This is a genomic window from Acetivibrio clariflavus DSM 19732 (assembly GCF_000237085.1).
Lineage (GTDB): Bacteria > Bacillota > Clostridia > Acetivibrionales > Acetivibrionaceae > Acetivibrio > Acetivibrio clariflavus.
This window is the reverse complement of record NC_016627.1, coordinates 4,552,158-4,578,432: the sequence shown is the minus strand read 5'-3', so window position 1 is coordinate 4,578,432 and position 26,275 is coordinate 4,552,158. Positions and strand designations below refer to the sequence as shown.

The following is a 26,275-nucleotide window of genomic DNA, read 5'->3' as shown; positions in this document are numbered from 1 at the left end:
TTTTAATATCTAAATATGGTTTATTATATAGTGTTCGTCTTTTTTGCATTGCCAATGGTATTCAGGGACTTCTCGCTTACTGAGGAAGCTTCGCTATAACAGAGATTTGCTTCTAATAGTTTTTGGGCCATCAATGATAGGGATTCATTTTTACGTATATTTTCATTGATTAAATGTTTGTATTCTGTTATATCATTAAATATTATAACTTTTCCTATAAAAGTACCTTTTTCATATATGGGGATTACATTGACCTGAAAAATTATTGTTCTGTTTAAATTTGGCCACTTAAACTCAAGTTCTTCTGTTAATGGCTCTTTTTCTTCCAGGATTATACGGTCAATAACCGAGAGATTTTTTTTGTCTATATAAACTTTTTTTCTGAAATATTCCTTGAAAGCTATGATGTTATTCTGAACAGAAGGGTTGTATTTCGGTAAAAATTTTTGAAATGCCTTATTTGTATAGTTAATCTCATTATTAGAGTCTAAGGCTATAATTACTTGTGGCATTGCATCGAGAATATCCGTAATTGCAACGGGCAAAAGGTTTAGAAAACGATACTTGAAAACAGCTACAAAGAATATAAATGATGACAAAACAAAGCTTATGGGAGTAAGGTCAGTTCCCAGTGACAAAACTCTTGAGACGTATAAAATATTTAATATTGTAGGAAATAAAATTGATATAGCTAAAAGTACATATTGAATCCGGTGTTTTTTAACACACTTAAAGCTTGTAATAAACAGTATAACAATTGAAGCAATCAAATAGGAATATGATTCTATACTATGTAGCCAGAAAAGAATACCATAGGTTCTTGATTCCATAGAGTAATGTGAAAAAAACAGATAGTGAAACCTGTTAGTCAGTACTGCAAGATTAAAAAGTAAAGGAAGTACAAGTATTGAAAAACAGGCTTTTCTTAAGTTTTTTATCCTATTTGTATACAATAGAGTGAATATTAGCCATGAAGCAGCTATATAAGTTACTGCAGAGTACTTTATTATTGTGGCAATCCATTTTTGGGTCTCGTTTGTGCTGGCATTTTCTAATATTTGACCTAAAGTCCATAAGGTCATTATTGCATGACAAAAAATAAATGAATATGTTGTTGAACTTTTTTTACCTCGCATAAAAGAAAACAATATCATTGACATCGAAAATACAATTGAAATTGAAGGAAGTATAAAATACAACAAATTGTACCTCATGATTTTCTCCCCACAAGACAGTAAATTTCTCAAATTTTGTTTTATATAACTATTTTATGGTAAAAACTTGTTTTTGTAAATATGTATAGCAGTATTTGCTAAGAAAGTTTGTAAAAAAAACAAATGTATATATAAGTGGTATTAAATCATTTAAGGGAAGCATTTTCTAACAATACATATTGAAGAATATCGTTTTCAGAATTTATCCGGTTATTCGGATGGAATTTTTAATAGAGCTACATCATTTACTTTTGAAACTTAGATATATATCTGTCCATTAGCCAAAATAACATTAGTAACAACGCCTAGTGAGATGGAAAATATACAAAGTCAAAGAGAAAATGTCTTTAATATGCATAAATGGGTTTATTAATTATGGTAAATTACTATTAGCTTTGCTAAATATTACTTTCATAAGTTAATTATTATATTTAAAAAATTTCTAATATTTTTAAAATACGAATTTTTAAGTATTTTTTTATTTATTTATAGATAATTGTAAATATTTTACTTTTATTTATCCTTATTTTAGTGTATGATATGTATATTGTAAAAGAGTCTAAATAAAAGTTGGTCTAGTAATACTATCTTCATTCTATTTGCAGGAAGGGCTCAGGGCTATATGTTCTGTTGTGCGATACTGCTTGCCCATAGGTTTTAGAATACAACGCATCAATCAAGGGGAATGTTAGGATTCCCGGGCGAAAAAGAAGCTGTGACCGAAGCTGATTTTCATAAGTATTCTTTGTGTTTAAATTTCAATTTATATACAATTTATAGATATTAATACTAAATGGGAAAGAAAAGGATAATTGCTATGGGAAATGTAGATATTAGGCTAAGTGGGAGTTTTAAAGAATCAAAAAGAGAATCTAAAGTGTTTTCCAATTTTATAAATTTGATGGAAGACAGATTAACTCCAGTTTGTATTTTCTTTGCTTTTATATATTTAGTTATTGAAATTATTCAAGCGACTGGAATACTTCCTATAACTGTAAGGGCTTTTGTTGGAATTGTTGAAATAGGATTGTCAATTTTTTTCTGTTACCGATATGGGTATCTGGGAGCTTTGTTATGTGTACCTGCAAATGCTATTGCTTCCATAAAGATGTTTGTTTTGGCAAAAATGATGTCAATAGAAATAGTCAACAATTCACAGCAGCTATCAAAAGGCATATCAATAGTAAAGCAGCAGTTGATTGACTATTCAAATCTTGCCGATATTAATTTGATTTTTGATGTCAACACTTTTAATATATATCTTGATAATCTTTTTGATATTACAAATAAAACTGCAGGGTTACTTTATTGCTTATCGGCTACAAGAATTGCGGTTATAGTTGCCAGTATAATGGTTGCTTATATATCAGAGCAAGCAAGGAAGAATATAAAAAGACTGGAAGTTTTGGCTAATATAGATGCTGTAACTGGTTTATACAATCATAGGTACTTTCAGACAAGACTTGAAGAAGAAATAAAAAGAACTGATGAAACAAAAAATACTTTGGGAATGTTGATGATTGATTTGGATAACTTTAAAAAGTATAACGATATTTATGGTCACAAAATAGGGGATGAGCTGCTGTCGAAGTCTTCAAAAATATTTCTTTCTAAAACGGGTGAACAAGATATTGTGTGTAGGTATGGAGGAGATGAGTTTGCTATTCTTTTGCCAGGGGCAAATTCAGAGAGAATAATATCGGTGATTGAACAAATAAGAAAGGCCTTTGATAAGATGATGGATATGGATGAAGTTTTCGGTTTGCCCGATAAGGTCACCATATCTGCAGGCTATTCAATATATCCTGAATTTGCAAAGTCAAAAGATGAATTGATTATGCAAGCTGATAGCGCACTTTACCGGGCGAAAAATATGGGAAGAAATAATGTTCAGCTTTATAGGGATGTGTTTGAAGATATAAAATATTTCTTTGACAATGATGAAAAGTTGTTTGCCGGATTAAGGGCTATTTTGGGTACCGTATCAGCAAAAGACAAGTACACACTGGGGCACTCGGAACGTGTTATGGATTATGCAATGATGATTGGGAAAGCTATGGGACTCAGTGAGGAGAGAATAAGGCTGATTAAAATAGCAGCTTTGTTGCATGACATAGGCAAGGTGGAGATTCCTGAATCGGTATTGAACAAGAGCGGTCAGCTCACTGATGATGACAGATATTTACTTAAAAAGCATCCGGATTATAGCGTTGCCATACTTGAACCTTTAGCGCCTGGTATTGATAATCTTATAGATTCGATAAAATATCATCATGAAAGATTTGACGGTAGCGGATATCCGAGTGGTATCAAAGGAGACAATATCCCTCTTGAGGCCAGAATTTTATGTGTTGCAGATTCTTTTGATGCAATGCTGTCAGACAGACCCTATAGAAAAGGCATGAGACTGGAAGAAGTTATAGAGGAATTGAAAAACAATTCAGGTACTCAATTTGATCCTTGTGCAGTAGAGGCATTTTTAAGTGTCATTAATGAGAATAACTCAATACAAATAAATAGGGAAAAAGGGATGGACTTATTGTTTCATGCAAATTGCTGAATAGATAGTTTAATTGTTTTCATCTAATGGAATCTATTTTTTGTAATTCTTAGCTGCAAACTTGTAAAAAGCAGCTTTTTTCTTTGGTTTCAAAAGTTATTTTTTCTGACGTAAAAACTGTCTATCGGAAATTTGTTCTTTGATTTACATTTTATTTTGATTATGTCAAATTTGATGTTTTACATATAAATTATATGGCATACATGGCATAAATTATGATAAACTACTGTTATATATAGCATTTTTAAGCACTTTGGATAGTGACTGGAGGTTATTTATGAGTAACAGAATAGGATTGGAGATAAGCAGGTTAAGAAAGGAACTTGGCCTTACACAAAAACAGTTAGGTAAAATTATTGGAGTTTCGGAAGGATTTATTATAGATGTAGAAGCAGGCAGGAGGATATTGAATGAAGATTTGATAAAAAAATTATCAAAGGCCTTGCGTGGTGAAATAGCAAAGCTTGATATTGTTTACGAAAGCGAAAATAATACTTATAAACCCGAACCTAAAAAGAATGTGGAAAAAGTAGTTGAAAAACCCGTACAGGACATTTGGAATGATGCACTGGCAGGAGTTATTATGACTGTGCCAGTTTATAACTATAAAATGGAAAGACAGGCTGAAATAAAACAACTTCCAATAATAAACAATAAAGTGGAAGGCTTTGCGAAGGATAAAGTGTTTTATCTCATTATTGAAGACAATGATATGGCAGGGTTTAGAATTTTAAAAGGAGACCGAGCATTAGTTTATAGTACGCACGAAATTGATAAAGACGGAATTTACTTTGTTGACTACAAGGGAAAGAAGACAGTGAGACAGGTGAAAAATATTGAAGGCGGTAAATTATTGCTTGTCAGCAACAAGGGAAGTCTTGTAACGGAGACTGTATACAAAAAAGATGTAAATATACACGGAAGACTGGTAAGACTGGAGATATTGTTGTAATTATATCGTTTGGGAGGAAGGAATATGCATATTTCATATCTTGATATGGGAGATAGGGGCAAAAACTCAGCAGTTAGATATATTTGCTCCATATTGACAATACTGATTTTTTGGCAAGGGATTGGCTCTCTTCTTTATTTTATACCTATTATATATGTCGTTGTCGATAATAATCCTGACACTTATGTAGACCTTACCACAGGAAGATTGGTGGGAATCGATCCTCTGATTGATTATATATTTCTTAACCTAACGCTGGTTTGCTTTTTTATCGGTGTTTATGTTGCAATGAGATGCATTCATCAGAGAAGTATAAAAACGCTTATTACACCAGAGGATAAAATTAATTGGAAGAAATTTTTTATAGGTTTCGGAGTATATGGTATTTTGGTGATTTTGAGCAGTGTGGCTGATTATTTGGCTGCACCGGAAACTTATAGAATCAGTTTTGATGCAGCTAAGTTTTTTGTTGGGCTTCCCGTTATTCTCATACTGACACCAATACAGACAACGGCGGAAGAGCTTTTTTTTAGAGGATATATACTTCAGGGTTTTGGAAGAAAAATCAAAAACACCGTTATTTTGTCTGTGATTTCTGGTTTTATATTTATGGTACCCCATTTATTAAATCCCGAGGTATTTAAATCCCGTTCGATGGGGGGATTTGAAACAATCAGCGGAGTAGCTTACTATTTTTTGGTGGGCTTTATTTTTTCGGTTGTTACAATTAAGACCAACTCATTGGAGGTTGCGATGGGAGCACATATGGTAAACAACCTTATAGGAGCTTTGCTAGTCGGTTTTAGCGATTCGGTCTTTCAAACCAATACTGTATTTTATACCACCAGATTTGAACCTGTATTCAATCTGGTTGCGATGATTATTACTTCGATTGTTTTCTATTTTGTTATAGCATGTTTGATTAAAACTCCCACGTTAGAGGATGTTTGAAAGATATTGTTGAAAAATATTTGATGTGATACTATATTCACAATGAAAATACTTGAGATTTTGTAAATTCAATAAATTACAAAGGAGTGCTGAAAATGGAGGATTCAAATGTTAGTACTTTTACAAAAGTTCATACAACGGTAACATTTATCGTTATGATTGTTGTCAATATCCTTGCTAACATTATACCCTTTAATGATATGACAACAGGACAGGTTTCAGATTTATATCCGAATCTTTTTTCTCCTGCGCCGATAACTTTTTCAATTTGGGTCGTTATATATCTCCTGCTGGCAGGTTACATATTATACCAATTTGGTTTTTTGTGCGATAGGAATGGTATCGTTAGCAGAGAATTGATGGAAAAGATTTCGGTGTTTTTTTCCATATCTTCCATGGCAAACACATGCTGGATTTTTGTATGGCACTTTAATTCGATAGGGATATCCCTGGCATTAATGGCGGTTATTCTTGTATGTCTTATTTATATCAATATTAACACCGGGAAAACAGAATTTACACTAAGAGAAAAGCTTCTTATAAGACTTCCTTTTAGCATTTACTTTGGATGGATTACAGTAGCAGCTATTGCAAATGCAACTATATTCCTCGTAAGCATAGGATGGAACCGGTTTGGAATGCCTGATTGGCTGTGGACTGTAATAATTTTGGTTGCGGGTGTTGTTATTGCAGGATTTACCATGCTTAAGAACCAGAATTTGGGCTATGGTATTGCTGTTATATGGGCATATGTCGGGATTTTGATTAAGCATACTTCCAAGGACGGTTTTGGAGGTAAATACCCTTTTATAATTCTTGTGCTTATTCTTTGTATAATTGTGTTGTTGATTGCCGAAGTCTATTTCGCTGTAACAGATAAAGAGAAGCTGAAAAATTTTAAACTGTTTAAAAGAAAAACATAAAACTTGGTTCAAAATTTGTTAAAAGCTTATGAGGTTATTGATTTAAACATATCAATAGCCTCTGTTTGTTTTAATATAACTAAAATTTGCGGGAGGAAGAGTATGGAGGAAATTTCAGCAAAGCCATACGATATGATACAGTCAAATATTGAAAAAATAAGTCAGCTATTTCCTAATGTTATTACAGAAATAATTGATAAAAATGGGAAGCTAAAAAAGGTCATAGATTTTCAATTGCTGAGGCAGGAATTGTCAGGGGAAATTGTAGATGGAGATTTTGAACGATATCAGCTATCCTGGCCTGGAAAAAGGCAAGCAATACTTTTGGCAAACACGCCAACGGATAAAGTTTTAAGAGTGAATAAAAAAGAAAGTATAGATTGGGAAAATACTGGGAATTTATATATTGAAGGAGATAATCTGGATGTGCTTAAAATATTGCAAAAATCTTATATGAATAAGATTAAGTGCATTTACATAGACCCTCCCTACAATACCGGAAAAGATTTTATATATAAAGATGATTTCAGGATGGAGACAAGCCGCTATCTTGAAAAAACAGGGAGGAATTTTTCTGATGGAAATGAATTGGATGGGAGATTTCATAGCAACTGGCTTACAATGATGTATCCGAGATTGAAGCTGGCAAGGAATCTTTTAAGGGATGATGGTGTTATATTTGTAAGTATTGATAATAATGAGCTTTATAATTTGCAGATAATAATGAATGAGATATTTGGAGAATCCAATTATGTCGAAACTTTCATTTGGACTAAAACTGCTACCCCACCTTCCTTGTCAAATAAAAGCAGAAAGGCGGCAGAATACATACTTTGCTATGAAAAAAATATCAGTGGAATGAAATATTTCGGAAGCAAGCTGGATAATGGAGATGCACCGCTTTTAAATAGCGGGAATCCTATACGGGTTTTAAATTTTCCTAAAGGTTCAATACGTTTTACCTTTTTGAAGGAAGGGCGTTTTAATGCCGGAAAATATGATAGAGTTGAACTGCTTAAAGATTTTGAAGTTAAAAATGGCACAAATAATGAGGAGGTTTTACTGAAAGGTGAATTCAAGTGGACAAATGAGTTTATGATGAATGAAATACAAAAAGGTACATATTTTATTGTGAAATCACCCAAGTTTTCAGTACGGTTCCAGCGTACAGACAGCGAAGAACGTTATAAGCCTCCTGCCAATTTACTGGACATTGAATTGAATAAAAATAACGGTGTGGGGACAAATGAAAGTGCGGTTAAGGAATTGGAGATTTTGGGAATGAAAGGGTACTTTGACTACCCGAAACCGCTTTCTCTGATTAAGAAAATACTGAATATGGTTATAAAGAATGATAAAGATGCTATTATTCTTGACTTTTTTTCCGGCTCTGCTACCACGGCCCATGCTGTCATGGAACTCAATGCTTCAGATAACGGCCGGCGCAAATATATAATGGTACAAAAGCCGGAACCAATATCCGAGGACTGCATAGCATATAAAGCAGGGTACAGAGATATTTGTCAGATTGGAAAAGAACGTATTTTGCGTGCTTCTAAAATTATTAAGGAACAAACGGGAGCTGATATTGACTATGGAGTTAGAGTGTATAAATTGGAATGATTCGAAATCTATTCCGTATTGAGCTTTGAATTTAGATTCAATTTGCATATCATGGGCTGGAGACTGAGTTGCCGGAAAAAATGAATGAGACTTATTTTTTGGGAAATAATTGGAGAATATATTACAAAATAATGAACAAAATATAAACTTTTTATTAAATTGGTATTATATTGTTTTTATTCCGAATAATTTTTACTGACTGCAAGACTTTGAATTTATTGACGTTTCGAATTTTTTATTGATGATGCCTGCTTTGGATATGGTGAGATTTAGCAAAAGAGTAAAGATAACGCCAAAATATTCAAGTCTTTTGCTTAAATGAGCTACAAAAGTAGAAATTCAAGTGCAATTCAGCTTGATTATTGTTGTTAGCTGGAGTAACTTATTAAATTGTGTATAAAAAAATAATAATTATAACAAGAGGAGAGAATAAATGTTACTGAATAGCGATTTGCAAATATTCGAGTTCTTTATTGATTCAATTTTATTTGTACTCCAGTTTATAATAGTGCCTGTAGCAATCTATTTGTTTGTTATATCGATTTTCGGCTGGGTTAAAAGAAAAGAAGAGAGTGCCGACAATTACCCGCCTGTAAACAGGTTCGCAATTGTTGTGGCTGCCCATAATGAGGAAAAGGTAATCGGTAATATAGTAAGAAATTTAACCAGATTGGATTATCCTGCCCATTTATACGATATATTTGTAATTGCAGATAATTGCAGTGACAATACTTATAAAATTGCTAGAGAAAACGGCGCTATTGCTTTTGAAAGATTTGACGATAAAAAGAGAGGTAAAGGTTTTGCCCTTGAATGGATGTTTGAAAAGATTTTTAAAATGGAGAAACATTACGATGCAGTATGTGTGCTTGATGCCGATAACCTTGTTTCGCTGAATTTCTTGAAAGAAATGAATAAGCAGCTGTGTAAAGGACATAAAGTAATTCAAGGTTATCTTGACAGCAAAAATCCGAATGATTCTTTTATAGCAGCAAGTTACAGTGCGACATTTTGGACCAATAACAGGATTTTTCAGCTCGCGCGCTATTATTTGGGACTGAGTTGTGTATTAGGTGGAACAGGTTTTGTCGTATCCACAGATTTACTCAAGGAAATAGGCTGGGGTGCTACGAGTCTTACAGAAGATTTAGAGTTTACTATCAAGCTTGTACTCAAGGGAGAGAAAGTATATTGGTCTCATGAGGCTGTTGTATATGATGAAAAGCCTCTCACAATGAAACAGTCATGGAGACAGAGAAAACGTTGGATGCAAGGGCAGGCCGATTGCGCATGCAGGTACTTTAAGGCACTTTTATCTAAGGCAATAAAAGAAAAGGATATTGTTGCTTTTGATAATGCTGTTTACGTTGTATATCCGTTATTTGTCGTATTGGGCGGACTGGTAATGCTGGGGAACTTCTTGAAACTGTTGTTTTTTACAGAAATGTCGGAAATATTCGATATAAAATTTGGCTATGCTGTTATAATGTTTTTAGTTACAACATACATGGGCATAATATTTATAGCTTTGGAAGGAAAACTGTCATGGAAGATACTGGGCTATTACATTTTATATCCTTTTTACAATATTACATGGATACCAATAATGGTTCAGGGATATATAGACAGGAATAAAAAGGAATGGGTACATACATTGCATACAAGAGCACTGGATTTAAGTGATATAAGAAATCTTGGCAAGGCAGGATAGATATCATAGTTGGAATTGGGCAGTAAAAAAGCGGAAGAGTGCATTCTTACATTAATTAATATTATAATGTAGGAATGCACTTTATTTTTATATATACATGAATATGTTTACACTTTGCGGTAGAAATAAAATATATGAAATAAAAGTGTTTAAACCTGAATATGATAAATTATAACATCTTGCTGCAAAAAAAGGAACTGTAATTAAGGTTGGGAAAACAGCAAGTGGTTCATTGGTTAAGGACAAAAGTAAATTGATTAGCGGTTATTTACAGGTAAAAGTTAACAAGTTAATGAATGAAAAATAAAAAATGCAAGTAATGAAAAATAAAATTGCAAAACTTATAAAAAATTATTAAAAAACTATTGAAATTAAATATACATTTGTGCTATAATCAACTTAACAAATCAAATTGCTTTTCAAAAGCCAAACACAATGAATCGTGCTTGATTTGCCCGGAATGCAATGAGGCATGAAGATAAGTGTAGGACGTACTCAATGAAGAGTAAATCTTATGTGTACGTCCTTTTTGTTACCTTATTAATGCTGTCGGCAAAGTGGGTAAACGGACAAAATGCAACTTTAAATACGAGAGATTGCAAAATGGATATAGTTTAGATAGGAAGACTGTTAATAAAAATTCCAACAACTCTAAAAAATCCATTTAAAGCACACGGTAATATTGTATAACCAAAGCTGTGATTTGTAATTTTAATCTATAAGACTATATTTATAAAAAATGAAAGGAGAATTTGCTATGCCAAAATATAGTAAAGAAGATGTTTTGAAAATTGTGAAAGAACAGGACGTTAAATTTATCCGCCTTCAGTTTACCGACATTTTCGGAATGCTAAAGAATGTTGCAATAACTGCAGAACAGTTGGAAAAGGCCCTCGACAACAAGTGTATGTTTGACGGTTCTTCCATAGAAGGATTTGTAAGAATAGAAGAATCGGATATGTATCTGAGACCTGACCCAAGTACTTTTGTTATTTTCCCATGGAGACCGCAGAATGGAAAGGTAGCCAGATTGATATGTGATGTATATAACCCTGATGGAACTCCATTTGAAGGAGATCCAAGATATGTACTGAAGAAAGCGTTAAAGAAAGCTAATGATATGGGATATGAGTTTTTTAATGTAGGTCCTGAGTGCGAATTCTTTTTGTTCCTAACAGATAATGAAGGAAAGCCTACTACAATAACCCATGACAATGCAGGATATTTTGACTTAGGACCGGTGGATTTAGGGGAAAATGCAAGAAGAGATATGTGTCTTGTCCTTGAAGAGATGGGCTTTGAAATAGAAGCATCCCACCATGAAGTTGCACCGGGACAGCATGAAATTGACTTTAAATATGCTGATGCGCTCACTACTGCTGATAATATTATGACTTTTAAGATGGTTGTTAAAACAATTGCTCACAGAAACGGGCTGCATGCAACCTTTATGCCAAAGCCGATTTTTGGAATAAACGGATCCGGTATGCACACAAATGTATCCCTGTTTAAAGATGGTAAGAACGCCTTCTTTGATGAAAAGGATCCGCTGCAGTTAAGCCAGGATGCCTATTGGTTTATTGGAGGATTACTCAAAAATATGAGATCAATTGCTGCAATAACCAATCCTATTGTAAACTCATATAAGCGTTTGGTACCTGGCTATGAGGCTCCAGTATATCTTGCCTGGTCTGCTAGAAACCGCAGTCCATTGATTAGGATTCCGGCAGCCAGAGGAGAAGCTACAAGATTGGAATTGAGATGTCCCGATCCATCCTGCAACCCGTATCTTGCAATTGCAGCAGTACTGTCTGCAGGCCTTGATGGAATAAAGAATAAAATTCAGCCGCCACCATCAACCGATAAGAACATATTTGTGATGACTGAAGAACAGAGACTTAAAGAAGGTATCGAAGCACTTCCAGGAAGCCTTGAAGAGGCAGTTAAGGAGATGAAGAAGAGCGAATTGGTTAAAGAGGTTTTGGGCGAGCATATTTTCAACAAATATATTGAAGCTAAGACCCAGGAGTGGGACGATTACAGAACCAAGATTACAAAGTGGGAGCTTGATGAGTATCTTACCAGATACTAATTTGGAGAAGACTGAGTATAAATAAGATATACTTTTGTGGGTATTTATAAATAGAAGTGTTAATGCTACGTTTTGAGAGGATAGTATTATATTACTGTATAAAGTTGATACTGCATGGGAGGTGCAGTTATGGAATCGGCAAGGATACTGGTAGCTATGAGTAATAAGAGCTCAAACAATAAACTTAAAATTGTTTTAAATGCAGTAGGATATCAGATTGTTGATCAAGCGGATGATGCAAATGATGCTTTAAGAAAATTAAATAATCTGAAACCGGACCTTGCTGTTATGGAATATGATTTGTCTCCGCAAAATATTATTGAAGTTGCTAAAATTGCAGTTGAAGACAAATTAAGCGACGTTATTCTTATAGCAAGCAGTGAGCAGAAAGGATCCCTTGAGTATTTAAAATCTGAATATGATATTGTTGTTATTGCAAAGCCTTTACACAAGGAAACTTTTCTAAGTACAGTTGACCTTGTGATAAAAAACAGGAAAAAGATATTGGCTTTGGAGAAGGAAATAGAGGAACTTAAAGAAGCTATTGAAACAAGAAAAGAGATAGAACAGGCAAAGGGACTATTGATGAAGAATTTGAACCTTACTGAAGAAGAAGCTTTTAGGATGATCCAAAAACAGAGCATGAACCGTGGAATAAAGATGAAAGAAATAGCAAGAGCAATAATTCTAACTTACAATTTATGAAATAAACACTGGAAAGTGAGTTTTTAAGCAAAAAAATCCGTACATTCTTTATGAATTTGTTAAAACACAATTTTAGAAGGCAATTGCAAAGTTTATAGCATCTAAGTAATACTCATATTCTGTAATTATTAACATGCCCAAAGTGGTTTTGCGAATAAAACCAATAATTTAATAACCTGATGATAGGAATTTTAACAATGGCGGTATGTACTTTAAAGAGTGCATAGCGCCTTATTTTATAAGGAGGGAATTTTTATGAATATTGAAATGGCTATTGATACTTTATGGGTGCTATTGGCAGCGATGCTTGTATTCTTTATGAATCTTGGTTTTGCAGCGGTGGAAGCTGGATTTGCAAGAACAAAAAACTGTGTAAATATTCTTTCTAAGAACTTTATTGTATTCGCAGTTTCATCTTTGGGATTCCTTTTTCTGGGCTGGGGAATTATGTTTGGCGGCGATAATCCATTTATAGGCACAAAAGGGTTGTTCATTTTGACTGGAAATATTGATGACAGTGTCTATACTTTGAGTGCTAATGTTCCTTTTTGGGCGAAATTCATATTCCAGTTGGTATTTTGCGGTACAGCAGCAACTATTGTATCTGGAGCCGTAGCTGAAAGAATCAAGTATATATCATTCATAGTATTTTCCTTTATTCTGACATTGCTTATTTATCCGGTGGTAGGCCATTGGATTTGGGGAGGCGGCTTCCTGTCCCAGTTAGGTTTTATGGATTTTGCAGGATCAACTGTTGTCCACTCGGTAGGAGGTTGGGCAGCACTTGCAGGAGTTATAGTTCTCGGCCCCAGATTTGGTAAGTATGACAAAAGTGGTAAAATACATCCAATCCCGGGACATAACATGTCCCTTGCTACCATAGGTCTTTTTGTACTCTGGTTGGGATGGTTTGGATTCAACCCCGGTTCCACCATGTCCATGGCAAACCCCGGAGATGTTGCACACATCTTTATGACTACTAATACCTCAGCAATTGCAGCAATCATCACATCTACTATTGTGTCGTGGATATTTTTAGGCAAGCCAGATCTTGGTATGACAATTAACGGATGCCTTGCAGGGCTTGTTGCTATTACTGCCGGATGTGCTTTCGTAGATGTTTTAGGTTCTTTGATAATTGGTGCTATTGCCGGTGTTATTGTAGTATTCTCTGTTGTGATGTTTGACTCGCTGAAACTGGATGATCCTGTGGGTGCTACTTCCGTTCACCTTGCAAACGGAGTATTCGGAACGATATGTGTAGGTCTATTTGCAAAAGAGGGAGTAACAACACTGTCGACTACTAACGGGTTGTTTATGGGAGGCGGAGCATCTCTGTTAGGAGTTCAGTTAATAGGTATTTTAGTGGTTGCAGCCTTTGTACTTCCTGCTTCGCTACTTGTTTGGGTACTCATTAAAAAGACTATTGGTATAAGAGTATCCCTTGAAGAAGAAATTACAGGACTGGATATCGGAGAACACGGAAACTTGGCATATCCCGAATTTATATCTCGCAAACCAGGTTATTCGGCAATGATAAATGATGAACCCGAAAGTAAAGTAGCGGTTAAGGGAGGGATTGTAAATGAAGCATATTAAGGCAATTATTAAACCCGAAGCTTTGGACAGAGTAAAAAATGAACTGAAGAAAGCAAAAGTCAGCGGAATTATGGTGACTGAAATAGAAGGGCGAGGCCAACAAGGTGGAATTCAGCAAGTATGGAGAGGAGAAAAGTTTGAGTTGGATCTTCTTCCTAAGATTTCTATCGATGTGGTAGTTAAAGACAGTGATTTGGACAGAATATTGAAAGTCATTATTTCAAGTGCCAGAACCGGAAGCGACAAAGGTGAAGGTAAGATATTCGTGTATGATGTGGAGCGTGTTATAAGAATACGTACAGGAGAAGAAGGAGATGCGGCAGTATAGTAATTATCGACATTCCTATAAAGATGGCTATTGCATAAGCAACTAGCCATCTTTTGCTATAATCTTTTTTACTGAGATTATTCTGTATTGTTTAAGAACATTTTTGGTATTGATGGCCAAAAGTCATATTTGGGCAAAAAAAGGCCCGTAACATTCCAATTGAGACGGGAGAATGTACGGGATATTAGGGGAGTAATTTTAAATTGTTCACATATTATATCGTATCAAAATAAAAAAACTTTAGTGTTTTTTTAAAAAAAATTTAAAAAATAAAAAAAGCCTGGAAACCTTATGAATATGGCTTTTGAAAAACTGTTTATAAATATGTGGATAAATTAATATGTAGGAATAATCGACTGTGGATAAATATTATTGAAGTCTATTTGTTTTTTGGATAATGCAATTTAAATAACTTATATAATTACATAATAACCATAAAATATAAAGCAAATAAAAAATATAAATATGAAAAATGGAAATAAAAGTTTGTATAACCATAAAATATTAAGTATTTCCCAAACCTATGAATTTTATGCAATAATAATTATAGAAAAAGTTGGTATACATAAAATGGAGTATATTTTAAAGAAAAATAACAGGGTTATCCACATGTGAAATTAGCCAAAATAAGTTATTCACAGAATTGTCCACATTATCCACAGGTTTTATATACACAAAACAGGTGTTTTGTGAAATAAATGTGTGAAATTTGTGGAAAATATTTTGCCTGAATTTTTCATTTAACATAAAAAATAAAGAAGGATTTGTCAATTGAGCGTCGAATAGATATTATTACCGATATTTTTCCCTATTTGATTTTGTGTTGGCCTAACTGGCCTGAAAAAGTATAAAACTATGGAGGTGTAAACCTGTTTTAGATTAAGTTTTATACTGATGCTTTTTAGGGTAAAAATATTATGAAGTATTTTTTAGACAAGCATATAAATTGAAATACGTATGCTTGTTACAGACAGAAAGGGGCTGTGGCTTATATGAAATTTATTGTTTCAGGAAAAAATATTGAGGTTACTGAAGCCTTGAAGGAAAAGGCAATCAAAAAGGTCGGAAAGCTTGAAAAGTTTTTTAATGACGACACCGAAGCACATATAACTATGAGTGTACAAAAGAACAGGCAAATAGTTGAAGTGACTATACCTTTTAAAGGTGGACTTCTTAGGGCTCAAGAAGAAAACGAAGATATGTACGCTTCAATAGATAAGGTTGTGGATAGTCTCGAGGGTCAATTAAGGAGATATAAAACTAAAATTTCAAAGAAATATCATGAAAGTGGACTTAAATTTGACGATACTAATATTGAAGAACATGAAGAGGAAACCGATGAATTTAAAGTAGTACGTTCCAAAAAGTTTCCTATAAAACCTATGACTGTTGAAGAAGCTATTTTGCAAATGAATATGTTGGGGCATTCGTTCTTTATGTTTTTAAATGCCGATACAATGGAGGCAAATGTGGTTTATCGCAGAAAAGATGGTAATTATGGTTTGATTGAGCCGGATAATTAATATGGAATATAAATATATATTTGTAATATGTACGCTTTTTGACTATAATAATTAATGCCGGGATTTTCATCTCGGCATTTAATATTGTGAAAAACTGCAAACAAAGTTAAGAGAGGTTTGTATTATTATGGATTTATTAAAAGGACTTAACGAGGAACAGAAGAAGGCAGTATTACATGGGGAGGGTCCCCTTCTTATATTGGCAGGTGCAGGAAGCGGGAAGACCAGGGTTCTTACGAATAGGATTGCTTATCTGATTCGTGAGAAAGGAGTTCATCCATCAAATATATTGGCTATAACCTTTACCAATAAAGCAGCCAGGGAAATGAAGGAAAGGATTGATAATTTAGTAGGGGATGTAAGTGATAATATCTGGGTAAGCACTTTTCACTCTATGTGTTTAAGAATATTGAGAAGGGATATTGAAAAGATTGATTATGACCGCAGTTTTGTGATCTTTGATTACGCAGACCAGCAGACGCTTATTAAGGATTGTTTGAAGGAATTAAATTTAAATGAAAAGAATTATGTTCCAAAATCGGTACTGGAGATGATAGGACGGGCAAAGGATGAACTTATTGATCCGGATACCTATTCCAAGATCTATGTTTCAGATTTTAGGATGGCCAATATAGCTAAAATATATGGGCTGTACCAAAAAAAGTTAAAGCAGAACAATGCTTTGGATTTTGACGACATAATCATGCTGACCATTAAGCTTTTTTCCAATCATCCTGATGTTTTGGAATACTATCAGAAAAAATTTAAATATATACTTGTTGATGAGTATCAAGATACCAACACAGCCCAGTATTCACTGGTAAGCATGCTTTCACAAAAAAGCAGGAATTTATGCGTAGTGGGCGACGATGATCAATCCATTTATGGATGGAGAGGTGCCAATATTCGCAATATTTTAGATTTTGAAAAGGAATTCAGAGACTGTAAAATTATTAAACTTGAACAGAATTACAGATCTACTCAAACCATCCTTGATGCTGCAAACAGTGTAATTAAAAATAATTTTGGAAGAAAAAGCAAGAAGCTTTGGACTGAGAACAAAGGCGGAGACAAGATAAAACATTGCCTGTGTGCTAATGAACATGAAGAGGCATATTTCGTTGCCAGTGAAATAAAGAGGCTTTCTACAGTAAGGAACATGCAATACAAGGATTTTGCAATATTATACAGAATAAATGCAATGTCCCGTGTATTGGAAGAAATGCTCATGAAAGAGGGAATTCCCTATAAAATTTTCGGAGGCTTAAAGTTCTATGACCGAAAGGAAATTAAGGATCTTTTGGCATACCTCCGTCTAATTCAGAACCCTTCTGACAACGTAAGTCTTAAAAGATGTATAAACGAGCCTAAGAGAGGTATAGGTGCGGCTACTATAGATACAGCAGAAAGAATTGCCAACAGTAGGGGAGTAAGTATTTTCTCCATTATATCTTCAGCCTCGGAAATACCTGAGTTGGCAAGAAGTGCTTCAAAACTTGAAGGTTTTGTGGCTATGATAGCAAGGCTGCGTGTGTTAAAGGATGTTATGAGAGTACCGGAGTTGATACAGGAAGTTTTAGAACAGTCGGGCATACTAAAGAGTTATGAACAGGAAGGTACCATTGAAGCACAAACGAGAATCGAAAATATAAAAGAATTGATTTCAGTGGCTGTGGAATTTGAGCAAAAGGATGGCGAGCAAAGTCTTGAAGATTTTCTTGCCAATGTATCCCTTGTTGCAGATGTTGATAATATGGATGAGAACAGCGACCATGTCGTGCTTATGACCTTGCACAGTGCAAAAGGGCTTGAGTTCCCTGTTGTATTCATGGTAGGAATGGAAGAAGGCATCTTTCCGGGTTACAGATCAATGACTGATGAAAGTGAACTGGAGGAAGAGCGCAGGCTGTGTTATGTCGGTATTACCAGGGCAAAACAAAACCTTTATATGACAAATACATTTACCAGGACGTTGTTCGGTAATACTACCTATAATAAAATGTCGAGGTTCTTGAAGGAAATACCCCCTGAATTGATTGAAAGCAACGAAAGGGAAGAGCCGGAGGATTCAAGAGATGTTATAAATAAAAGTAAAGGTATTTACGGTACAAAGAGTTTTGGTGATTCTTACAGCTATAGAACTGCTTCATTTACCGATACCGGTGTGCCTAAAACAGCAGCTACAGATTTCAGTGTGGGAGACCAGGTAGAGCACAAGAAGTTTGGTGTGGGAATAATAACGAAAATTGAGAAGGAAAAAGATGATTTTATGCTGGAGATACACTTTAAAGGTACCGGAATGAAACGATTGATGGCTTCCTTTGCAAGGTTGTCCAAAATAGGATAGTGTTTTTATAAACCCCAAGACCCTATTGGATTTAGGGTCTTTTTGTTTTTTGATTAATATTTATTAATTATTTTGTGATTATTCAAAAAGGTTGGAACAAAATAAAAAGTTTGGCGTCTAACTAGTATAAACATCAAAATTTCTTTGAATTTATAAAAATAAACTGGAGGGGTATTTATGAAAAGATTTTTATTGGTTTTTACGGCTATGGCTTTTTTGCTTGCCAACACTACTGTTATGGCAGAGACCAAGTCTGAGAAAGAGCTTAGAACAACTGAAAAAATTGAGTTTACGGACATTTCGAATCATTGGGCGAAGGATGTAATTGTTAAAATGTCCGATAAGGGTTTAATTAAGGGCTTTGGCAATGGAAAGTTTTTGCCTGACGAAAATATGAGAAGGTCGGAGTTTGCAGCTGTACTACATAAGATTCTTGATATTGAATTGAACTATATTAAAGCACCTGACATTAATGAATTCTTTGATGATGTAAAAAAGGATGAATGGTTTGCATCCCAGTTATATGACCTTGCATCACTGAATATTATTGATGACAGGGAAAAGTTCAGACCCGATGATAAAATAACCCGCGAAGAAATGGTTAACTATCTCATTAACGGATACAATTATAAATCTGGTATGACAATTTATGAGTTTGATGAATCTACTGATTTTTCCGATGACGAAGATATTGATATAAGGTATAAAAATGCTGTAAAGAAAGCAACAAAGCTTGGATTTATAAGAGGCAGAGAAAAAAATGTATTTGCTCCTAAAGGAAAGGCAACAAGGGCTGAAGCTTTGGTTGTATTGGAAAAACTGTTGGACAATTTGGAAAAAATTAAAAACGAGCTGAAAGAGGATAAGCAGAAGCAAGTTGTTGTAGAGACTGATTATGAAAAAAGCGATAAATCTTTTAAGATGAAGCTGAAAATCACCAACAATACCAATAAGAACATAACCATAAACCATACATCAGGGCAAAAATTTGACTTCAAACTGTTGGATGAAAATAAGGAAATATTATATACCTGGTCAATGGATAAAATGTTTATTGCTGCACTTACCGATACAATAATAGAAGCGGGAAAAAGCATTGAATTCAGTGATGAGCTGGATATGGAAAATTTTGGGGATATAGTTAACAAGGCAAAATATCTGCAAGCTTTTATAGTAGGAACATCTGAAGACTTCAAAATAGACGACAGAGGATATGAGAAAGAAATAAAAGAAGAACCGGTTGAAAAGGAAAAGCAGGTAGTTGTGGAGACTGACTATGAAAAAAATGAAAAAGTCTTTAGAATGAAGCTTAAAATCACCAACAATACCGATAAGAGTATAACAATTCAAACATCAGGACAGAAGTATGACTTTAAGTTGTTGGATGAAAAGAAAAATGTTCTGTATATATGGTCTGCGGATAAGATATTTATAATGATGTTGATGGATATGGTAATAGAAGCAGGAGAAAGCGTTGAATTTATCGAGGAATTGGATATGGAAAGCTTCGGAGATATAGTTAACAAGGCGAAATATCTGCAAGGGTTTATAGTAGGAACATCTGAAGACTTCAAAATAGACGACAGAGGATATGAGAAAGAAATAAAAAAAGGATCGGATGAAAAGGAAAAGCAGGTAGTTGTAGAGACTGATTACGAAAAGAGCGATAAATCTTTTAAGATGAAGCTTAAAATCACCAACAATACCGATAAGAGTATAACAATTCAAACATCAGGGCAGAAGTATGACTTTAAGTTGTTGGATGAAAAGAAAAATGTTCTGTATACATGGTCTGCGGATAAGATATTTATAATGATGTTAATGGATATGGTAATAGAAGCAGGAGAAAGCGTTGAATTTATCGAGGAATTGGATATGGAAAGCTTCGGAGATATAGTTAACAAGGCGAAATATCTGCAAGGTTTTATAGCAGGAACATCTGAAGACTTCAAAATAGACGATAGAGGATATGAGAAAAAAATAAAAAAAGGATCGGCTGAAAAGGAAAAGCAGGTATTTGTAGAGACTGATTATGAAAAGGGCGATAAATCGTTTAAGATGAAGCTGAAAATCACCAACAATACCGATAAAAACATAACAATACAAACATCGGGACAGAAATATGACTTTAAGTTATTGGATGGAAACAAAAAAGTTCTGTATACATGGTCTGCGGATAGGGCGTTTATAGAGATATTGATGAATACGGTAATAGAAGCAGGAAAAAGCGTTGAATTTACTGAGGAATTGGATATGGCAAGCTTTAAAGACATAGTTAACAAGGCAAAATATCTGCAAGGTTTTATAACAGGAACATCTGAAGACTTTAAAATAAATAAAGACGGTTATGAAAAAGAGATAAAGTAAGCATTGTTTGAAAAGATAGATTCATTACATCTGGTTTGCTTTTTAAAAGGTTGTGTATTATAGCAGATGTAATCTCCCCCAGTAAGCCTGCAGCTGAAAAACTTATAACGAACCTTTTATAGCTAATCATGTAAAAGGGCTGTCTCAAATCAAAATTTTGAAACAGCCCATTTTTTTATGAAAATTCAAAATATTTTCTAATCTGAAATATTAAACATCAACTCCGAGGAACAGCCTTACAAGATAACCGATTATAAAAGAGATACCTGCAACTCCCAAACTGATACCAGACATTTCAAAAAATCTCTGTCTAAATGGAAGATCCTTGGCCACCGATATATAAAAATTAAAAATAAGTATTATTAATATAGCAGCGATGATTGTAATAACAAGGCATAGCACATAGTTTGAAAATAAAAGGTAAGGCAATACAAGACACGCAACGGTGAAAACATATGTTCCTCCGGTGTATAACGACGACTTCAGGGCAAGGCTACTATCTTTCTCTGTCCTGGTGGAAAGGTATTCGGATGCAGCCATTGACAGGGAAGCTGCTATACCTGTTATAAGGCCTGAAAGTGCTATGAGGCGTGTATTCTTCAATGCAAATGTTAAACCGGCCAGGGTACCGGTGAGTTCCACCAAGGCGTCATTCAGTCCAAGGACCATCGAACCTACAAATTGAAGCTTTTCCTCCTCTATTATTTCAATTAGCTCTTTTTCGTGCTTATTTTCTTCATTTGATATTATTTTGAATTCCTCAATATTATTGCCGAGCTCTCCATATAGTTTTTCCGAACTGCTTTCCCCTTTTTCCATAAGCTTTATTCCAAAAGTAATACCGAATATTACTGAAATAAAGGTATAAAAATATACTTTCAAAATGTTTGGCTTCATATCAGTTCCTGTAAACTTTTTTAGCCTGTTATGGTGGCGGAGTTCATCCTGGGCGATTTGTTGAAGGATATTGCTGTTTTGTTTATTTTTTATGAATGAGGATAGTTTTGAGTAAATATGGTATTCTGTAATTTCGTTTTTTTGAGCCTTTTGCAAAGATTTCATTGTATCGGCATCTATTTTGTAACTCAATTTACTCACTTCCTTTTGCATATTATATACGGATTTGCAGCTATACTGCTTGAAACTTCAGACACTTGATATTGCCGATAATTTGAATTCTTTTATTTAATATATCATAACGCAGAAAGATAAAAAGGTCAAAAGAAAAAACAAAGACATATTCACGTTTCATCTCATAGATATTTTTTTAATTTGACAAAAAAATGAAATGCATATATAATGAGTATATACTCAATGAGTAAGGAGTCAATTATGGCAGATTCTACACGACAGATTCAAAAATTGAATACTCGTAAAAAAATTATTGAAACTGCTTACAAAATTTTCTCTGAAAGAGGTTTTTCTGTTCCATCAAATATTATCGCTAAAGAAGCAGGAGTCTCACATGGTTCGATATTTGCCCATTTCCCTACTATAAATGATTTGATGGTCAGTTTGCTTTCAGAATTCGGGGATAAAATAGGGATGAATCTACATAAACTCGCAAAAAAATGTGACAGCATGGAGAATCTATTGAAAGAGCATTTGAGAGTCTTGGAAGAATACGAAGCATTTTACTGCAGATTAATTTCAGAAAAAAATGTTTTACCTGAAGAAGCAAAAGACATTTTTGCATTTATTCAATCTACTGTGGCCTTTCATTTCAGCAGTGTCATTGAACGTGAGATAGAAAAGGGAACAGTCAAAAAACTACCGATTCCTATACTGTATAACACATGGCTTGGCCTTGTTCATTATTATCTGATGAATAGGGATTTCTTCTCGGATTCTGATGGATCAGTTATAAAAAGATACGGTCCGGAATTGGTATCTACATATCTAAAATTAATTAAAAATGAAAAGGAGGTATATGAATGAAAACATGTATTGCTTGTGGCATGCCTATGGAGGATATTTCGGACTTTGCTGCAAACGATCCAAGTAAGGATTATTGTGTCCACTGTTCGCGTCCCGACGGAGAGATGCAGTCTTTTGAAGAAAAGAGAGAGAACCTTACTCAATTTATAGTCAAAACACAGGGATTTGATGTAAATGCTGCCCAAAAAGTAGCTGAAAACATGATGCGCAAATTACCTGCGTGGAAGAAATATTTTGACTAAAATATAACAAGGGACGGTTCGAAACCACTGAAAAACACCAAATAAAAAATGTAAAACATTCAATATATTTCAACAAATATATAGTAAAAAACCTCCTTCAATGGTATAATGGAATCACGCAAAACCAACACCACAAAGGAGGTTTTTTAAATGCTAAAAGATAAAAATAATCAATTAAGCATCTATTCAATATTATACAATAAAATTCCAGAAAATCATATACTTAAATTAATAAATAATGCAATTGATTTTAGTTTTATTAATAAACTACTCGAAAAGTCCTATTGTAAATATTATGGCAGACCTGCAAAAGAACCTGAACTTATGTTAAGGCTTTTAATTCTTCAATATTTGTACAACTTATCCGATGAACGTGTAATCGAGGAAGCTTCATTAAATCTGGCTTACTTATGGTTTCTTGGAATTAATCCTGAAGAAGAACTTCCCCATCCGAGTTTACTGGCAAAATTCAGAGTTCACAGGCTACAGGAAGTTACAATGGATGAAATAATAACGGAAGTAGTAAAACAGTGTGTAGAAAAAAATATAATTAAGTCTGGTGGAATTAGTATTGATTGTACACACACTCATGCCAATACTGTAAAAAAAGTACCCGAGAGGATATTAAAACATATTGCCAAAAAGATATTTAAAAATTTAGAAAAAGAGGCAGGAGAGATACCGGAAGAAATCAATACAAATATTCCAAACTATAAAGAAATAGCAGATCATAGAGAAGCAAAAGCGACAATGAAGGCTTATGTGGAAGAAGTAATTGCGCAGGTTGAAGAAAAAATTGAAGGGGAAAAACATACGAAAACATGCAAAGTTATAGAAAAAGCCCGTGAGATATTAGAAGACCCAAAATTTATAGAACAAAAGAGTATAAGGTCATTAGTAGACCAGGATGCAAGAGTAGGATATAAATCGAAAACAGAAAGTTTTTTTGGATATAAAACAGAGTATGCAATGACGACAAAAGAAAGGATAATAACGGCAGTAAGGGTATATAACGGTGCATACGTTGACGGTACAGGATTTGAAGAATTAATTGATTTGACAAAGGATAGCGGAATAGAAATAAAAGAGGTATATGGGGATAAAGCATATTTCAGGAAGCCAATTTTAGATGTAATAAAAGAAAACGGTGCCGAAGCGTACATACCGATTAGTGAAATGGTATACAAAATAGATGAGAGTAAATATGCGTATAATAAGGATTCGGACCAATGGTTTTGTGATTATGGGAATTATACCGTAGAGAAGCAGAGAAAGATAAGAAAAAGAGACGGTCGAGAATCATGGAAATATAAGTTTGATGTAGAAGGATGTCAAAAATGTCCAAAGAAAGATCAATGCTTCAAAATAGGGAAATCAAATACTCTAGAAATAAGTGTAAATATACCTGAATATTATGAATACAGCCAAAGAGCAAAAACGAAGGAATTTATAGAAAAATATAAAGAACGAGCAAGTCAAGAGTGGAAAAATGGAGAGATGAAGAGATTTCATGGATTAAGCCGTGCCCGAGGGTACGGCTTAAGAAGCATGTCAATGCAATCAAAATTAACAGCATTGGCAGTAAATTTAAAGAGGATAGCCCAACTGGTATCCTCTTTAAGTAAAAATAATCATTATTTTTTGCTTTTGAAAATTAGAATTAAATGTTTTCGGCTGTATAAAACTGTAAAAGTGGCTTAAAAAACCCTACTTTTTCAGTGGTTTCGGACGGTTCTTTGTTCTAAAAGTTTAATTAAATAAAACTAAACCGGTTTAATTCAATGTAGCTGAAGAAAGTAAATCAGCTGCATTGTTTTTTATTTCAAAAAATATTGGCATTTTCGAGTTGTTATGCCTTACTTTTAAAATGATGTGGATGAATATTGTATTAATATATCTCAGAAGATAAAGTAAAGCATGTATGATACAATCCAACAGCATAAAGGGGATATATATTGCTTGATAACTATAATTCCTTTATTTTGTTGTGAGTAAAAATATATTTTTAAAAATCATGTCTGCAAATAATGACTATTATACTGAAGGCTAGTCTTTAATTACAGTTAATATTTATATGTAGGTTGCATAAATTTATGTAAAATTACCTTGAATTGATAAAATACTTGTAATAAAATTTCATCATAATAATATTCTTAAATGCCGGTAAAACTTGGGGGGTATTTAATGGCCGCAAGCAAAGGGAAATATTTTGCGATATTTGTAATATTTGTTGGGATAGCTTTTATACTTCTGTTTGCACCAAGAAATATCGCACCAAGGCGTTACGGTATGACAGTACTTAAGACAGGCAGTGATATATTTATTTCATATAAATATAAGAAAAATACCGATATGCATCTGGTAATCGGAAAGTGTGGAGTAAATGAACTTATAGGTGTAAAAGCTATATATCTTGACACCAATTATACCGATGAAATAATACCATGGTGTACAAAACATGCTGTAAGTTTTATAACTGCATGTACCGATTGGATAGGTCCTTACATGGTTAAGGCTTTAGAATATGATGATGGTGGAAAGCCTGATTTTACAGGTGGCTGGCATGGCAATAAAGTTGACGGAAAAGAGGAACCTACGGCAAATATGGAAAGTTTCACCGTTGTAATTGATAATGAGGAATTGATGGACAACAAGGTTTATTACTGCAACCATGTACAAATAAAGGCGACCAATTATATTCAGGCTTATAATACCAAGGATATAAAGCTGAATGTTTTGAAAGAGGAAGTAAAATACGATATTACACCTAATAAAGTAAAGGTTGAAGTGGTTGCAACTGCCCTGGAAAAAGTTCTGCTGCAGAAATACTATGGATTACAGATACAGAACGGGGAATTTGAACGAATAGAATACAGTAACGGAATTACAGCAAAGTGTAAAGAATATTCCGATTCGGGATCTCGCAATAAAAATAACATAGCAAATTCTTTTAAACTTATATCAAAAGACGATACATATAAAATGGTTGTAACATTAGATACAAGTTACGGTTTGGGAAACTTTGAGTACTTATCCGATGATAAACCTACTATATTTACTCAGGATTATTGCAAAACATATTTTAATCTTGTAAACGGTATAGATAAAATTATTGAAAAAGGTGATTCTATTAAATGGAGAGGCAGCTATGAGTTTAAATAAGTAAAAATACCAGTAGCTCTAAAATATAGGGTTTGATA

The 26,275-nt window shown here is 33.9% G+C and carries 19 protein-coding genes; 17 read left to right on the top strand and 2 right to left on the bottom strand.

Going from position 1 to position 26,275, the window contains the following annotated elements; all coding sequences use genetic code 11:
- Positions 1 to 23 precede the first annotated feature (23 nt).
- Positions 24 to 1,199 carry a histidine kinase N-terminal 7TM domain-containing protein gene (locus tag CLOCL_RS19315; RefSeq protein WP_245532819.1) on the bottom strand — a complete coding sequence of 392 codons (1,176 nt, stop codon included), beginning with the start codon at positions 1,197 to 1,199 and terminating at the stop codon, positions 24 to 26.
- A gap of 832 nt (positions 1,200 to 2,031) precedes the next feature.
- Between CLOCL_RS19315 and CLOCL_RS19310 the strand changes: the two genes are divergently transcribed.
- The 13 genes from CLOCL_RS19310 (at position 2,032) to CLOCL_RS19250 (ending at position 20,895) form a co-directional block, all read left to right on the top strand.
- Positions 2,032 to 3,774: a diguanylate cyclase gene (locus CLOCL_RS19310; protein ID WP_014256891.1), complete on the top strand. Its 1,743-nt coding sequence runs from the start codon at positions 2,032 to 2,034 to the stop codon at positions 3,772 to 3,774.
- Positions 3,775 to 4,051: 277 nt separating this feature from the next.
- Positions 4,052 to 4,726, top strand: coding sequence for an XRE family transcriptional regulator (locus CLOCL_RS19305; RefSeq protein WP_014256890.1), 675 nt, complete (start codon positions 4,052 to 4,054; stop codon positions 4,724 to 4,726).
- 24 nt (positions 4,727 to 4,750) lie between these two features.
- The gene (locus tag CLOCL_RS19300; protein WP_014256889.1) at positions 4,751 to 5,677 is read left to right on the top strand and encodes a CPBP family intramembrane glutamic endopeptidase; all 927 of its coding nucleotides are present in this window, start codon (positions 4,751 to 4,753) and stop codon (positions 5,675 to 5,677) included.
- Positions 5,678 to 5,772: 95 nt separating this feature from the next.
- Positions 5,773 to 6,600, top strand: coding sequence for a hypothetical protein (locus CLOCL_RS19295; RefSeq protein WP_014256888.1), 828 nt, complete (start codon positions 5,773 to 5,775; stop codon positions 6,598 to 6,600).
- A gap of 102 nt (positions 6,601 to 6,702) precedes the next feature.
- Positions 6,703 to 8,223, top strand: a complete 1,521-nt coding sequence (locus tag CLOCL_RS19290; RefSeq protein ID WP_014256887.1) for a site-specific DNA-methyltransferase — start codon at positions 6,703 to 6,705, stop codon at positions 8,221 to 8,223.
- Positions 8,224 to 8,656: 433 nt separating this feature from the next.
- Positions 8,657 to 9,934, top strand: coding sequence for a glycosyltransferase family 2 protein (locus CLOCL_RS19285; protein ID WP_014256886.1), 1,278 nt, complete (start codon positions 8,657 to 8,659; stop codon positions 9,932 to 9,934).
- Positions 9,935 to 10,691: 757 nt separating this feature from the next.
- Positions 10,692 to 12,026 carry a type I glutamate--ammonia ligase gene (gene glnA, locus CLOCL_RS19280; RefSeq protein ID WP_014256885.1) on the top strand — a complete coding sequence of 445 codons (1,335 nt, stop codon included), beginning with the start codon at positions 10,692 to 10,694 and terminating at the stop codon, positions 12,024 to 12,026.
- Between the two features lie 129 nt (positions 12,027 to 12,155).
- A complete protein-coding gene (locus CLOCL_RS19275; protein WP_014256884.1) occupies positions 12,156 to 12,731 on the top strand; it encodes an ANTAR domain-containing response regulator in 576 nt (191 codons plus the stop codon).
- Positions 12,732 to 12,986: 255 nt separating this feature from the next.
- Positions 12,987 to 14,330 carry an ammonium transporter gene (locus CLOCL_RS19270; RefSeq protein WP_014256883.1) on the top strand — a complete coding sequence of 448 codons (1,344 nt, stop codon included), beginning with the start codon at positions 12,987 to 12,989 and terminating at the stop codon, positions 14,328 to 14,330.
- The gene (locus tag CLOCL_RS23440; RefSeq protein WP_014256882.1) at positions 14,317 to 14,658 is read left to right on the top strand and encodes a P-II family nitrogen regulator; all 342 of its coding nucleotides are present in this window, start codon (positions 14,317 to 14,319) and stop codon (positions 14,656 to 14,658) included. Before CLOCL_RS19270 ends, CLOCL_RS23440 begins: the two co-directional genes overlap by 14 nt.
- Before the next feature lie 992 nt (positions 14,659 to 15,650).
- The gene (hpf, locus tag CLOCL_RS19260) at positions 15,651 to 16,181 is read left to right on the top strand and encodes a ribosome hibernation-promoting factor, HPF/YfiA family (protein ID WP_014256881.1); all 531 of its coding nucleotides are present in this window, start codon (positions 15,651 to 15,653) and stop codon (positions 16,179 to 16,181) included.
- A 127-nt stretch (positions 16,182 to 16,308) separates the two neighbouring features.
- A complete protein-coding gene (pcrA, locus tag CLOCL_RS19255) occupies positions 16,309 to 18,528 on the top strand; it encodes a DNA helicase PcrA (protein WP_014256880.1) in 2,220 nt (739 codons plus the stop codon).
- Positions 18,529 to 18,705: 177 nt separating this feature from the next.
- Positions 18,706 to 20,895 (top strand): BsuPI-related putative proteinase inhibitor, encoded by a 2,190-nt coding sequence (locus CLOCL_RS19250; RefSeq protein ID WP_014256879.1) that lies wholly within the window; start codon positions 18,706 to 18,708, stop codon positions 20,893 to 20,895.
- Positions 20,896 to 21,105: 210 nt separating this feature from the next.
- Here CLOCL_RS19250 and CLOCL_RS19245 read toward each other — a convergent pair whose 3' ends face one another.
- Complete coding sequence (locus CLOCL_RS19245; RefSeq protein WP_014256878.1) at positions 21,106 to 21,984, bottom strand: VIT1/CCC1 transporter family protein; 879 nt, start codon at positions 21,982 to 21,984, stop codon at positions 21,106 to 21,108.
- Positions 21,985 to 22,227: 243 nt separating this feature from the next.
- On the opposite strand from CLOCL_RS19245, the gene CLOCL_RS19240 reads away from it, so the two are divergent.
- From CLOCL_RS19240 to CLOCL_RS19225, 4 genes are all read left to right on the top strand, one after another.
- Positions 22,228 to 22,833, top strand: coding sequence for a TetR/AcrR family transcriptional regulator (locus tag CLOCL_RS19240; protein WP_014256877.1), 606 nt, complete (start codon positions 22,228 to 22,230; stop codon positions 22,831 to 22,833).
- Complete coding sequence (locus CLOCL_RS19235; protein WP_014256876.1) at positions 22,830 to 23,075, top strand: zinc ribbon domain-containing protein; 246 nt, start codon at positions 22,830 to 22,832, stop codon at positions 23,073 to 23,075. The genes CLOCL_RS19240 and CLOCL_RS19235 overlap by 4 nt, the downstream gene beginning before the upstream one ends.
- Positions 23,076 to 23,225: 150 nt before the next feature.
- The gene (locus CLOCL_RS19230; protein WP_014254074.1) at positions 23,226 to 24,776 is read left to right on the top strand and encodes an IS1182 family transposase; all 1,551 of its coding nucleotides are present in this window, start codon (positions 23,226 to 23,228) and stop codon (positions 24,774 to 24,776) included.
- A gap of 483 nt (positions 24,777 to 25,259) precedes the next feature.
- Positions 25,260 to 26,237, top strand: a complete 978-nt coding sequence (locus CLOCL_RS19225; protein ID WP_014256875.1) for a hypothetical protein — start codon at positions 25,260 to 25,262, stop codon at positions 26,235 to 26,237.
- The last annotated feature ends 38 nt before the right edge of the window (positions 26,238 to 26,275 follow it).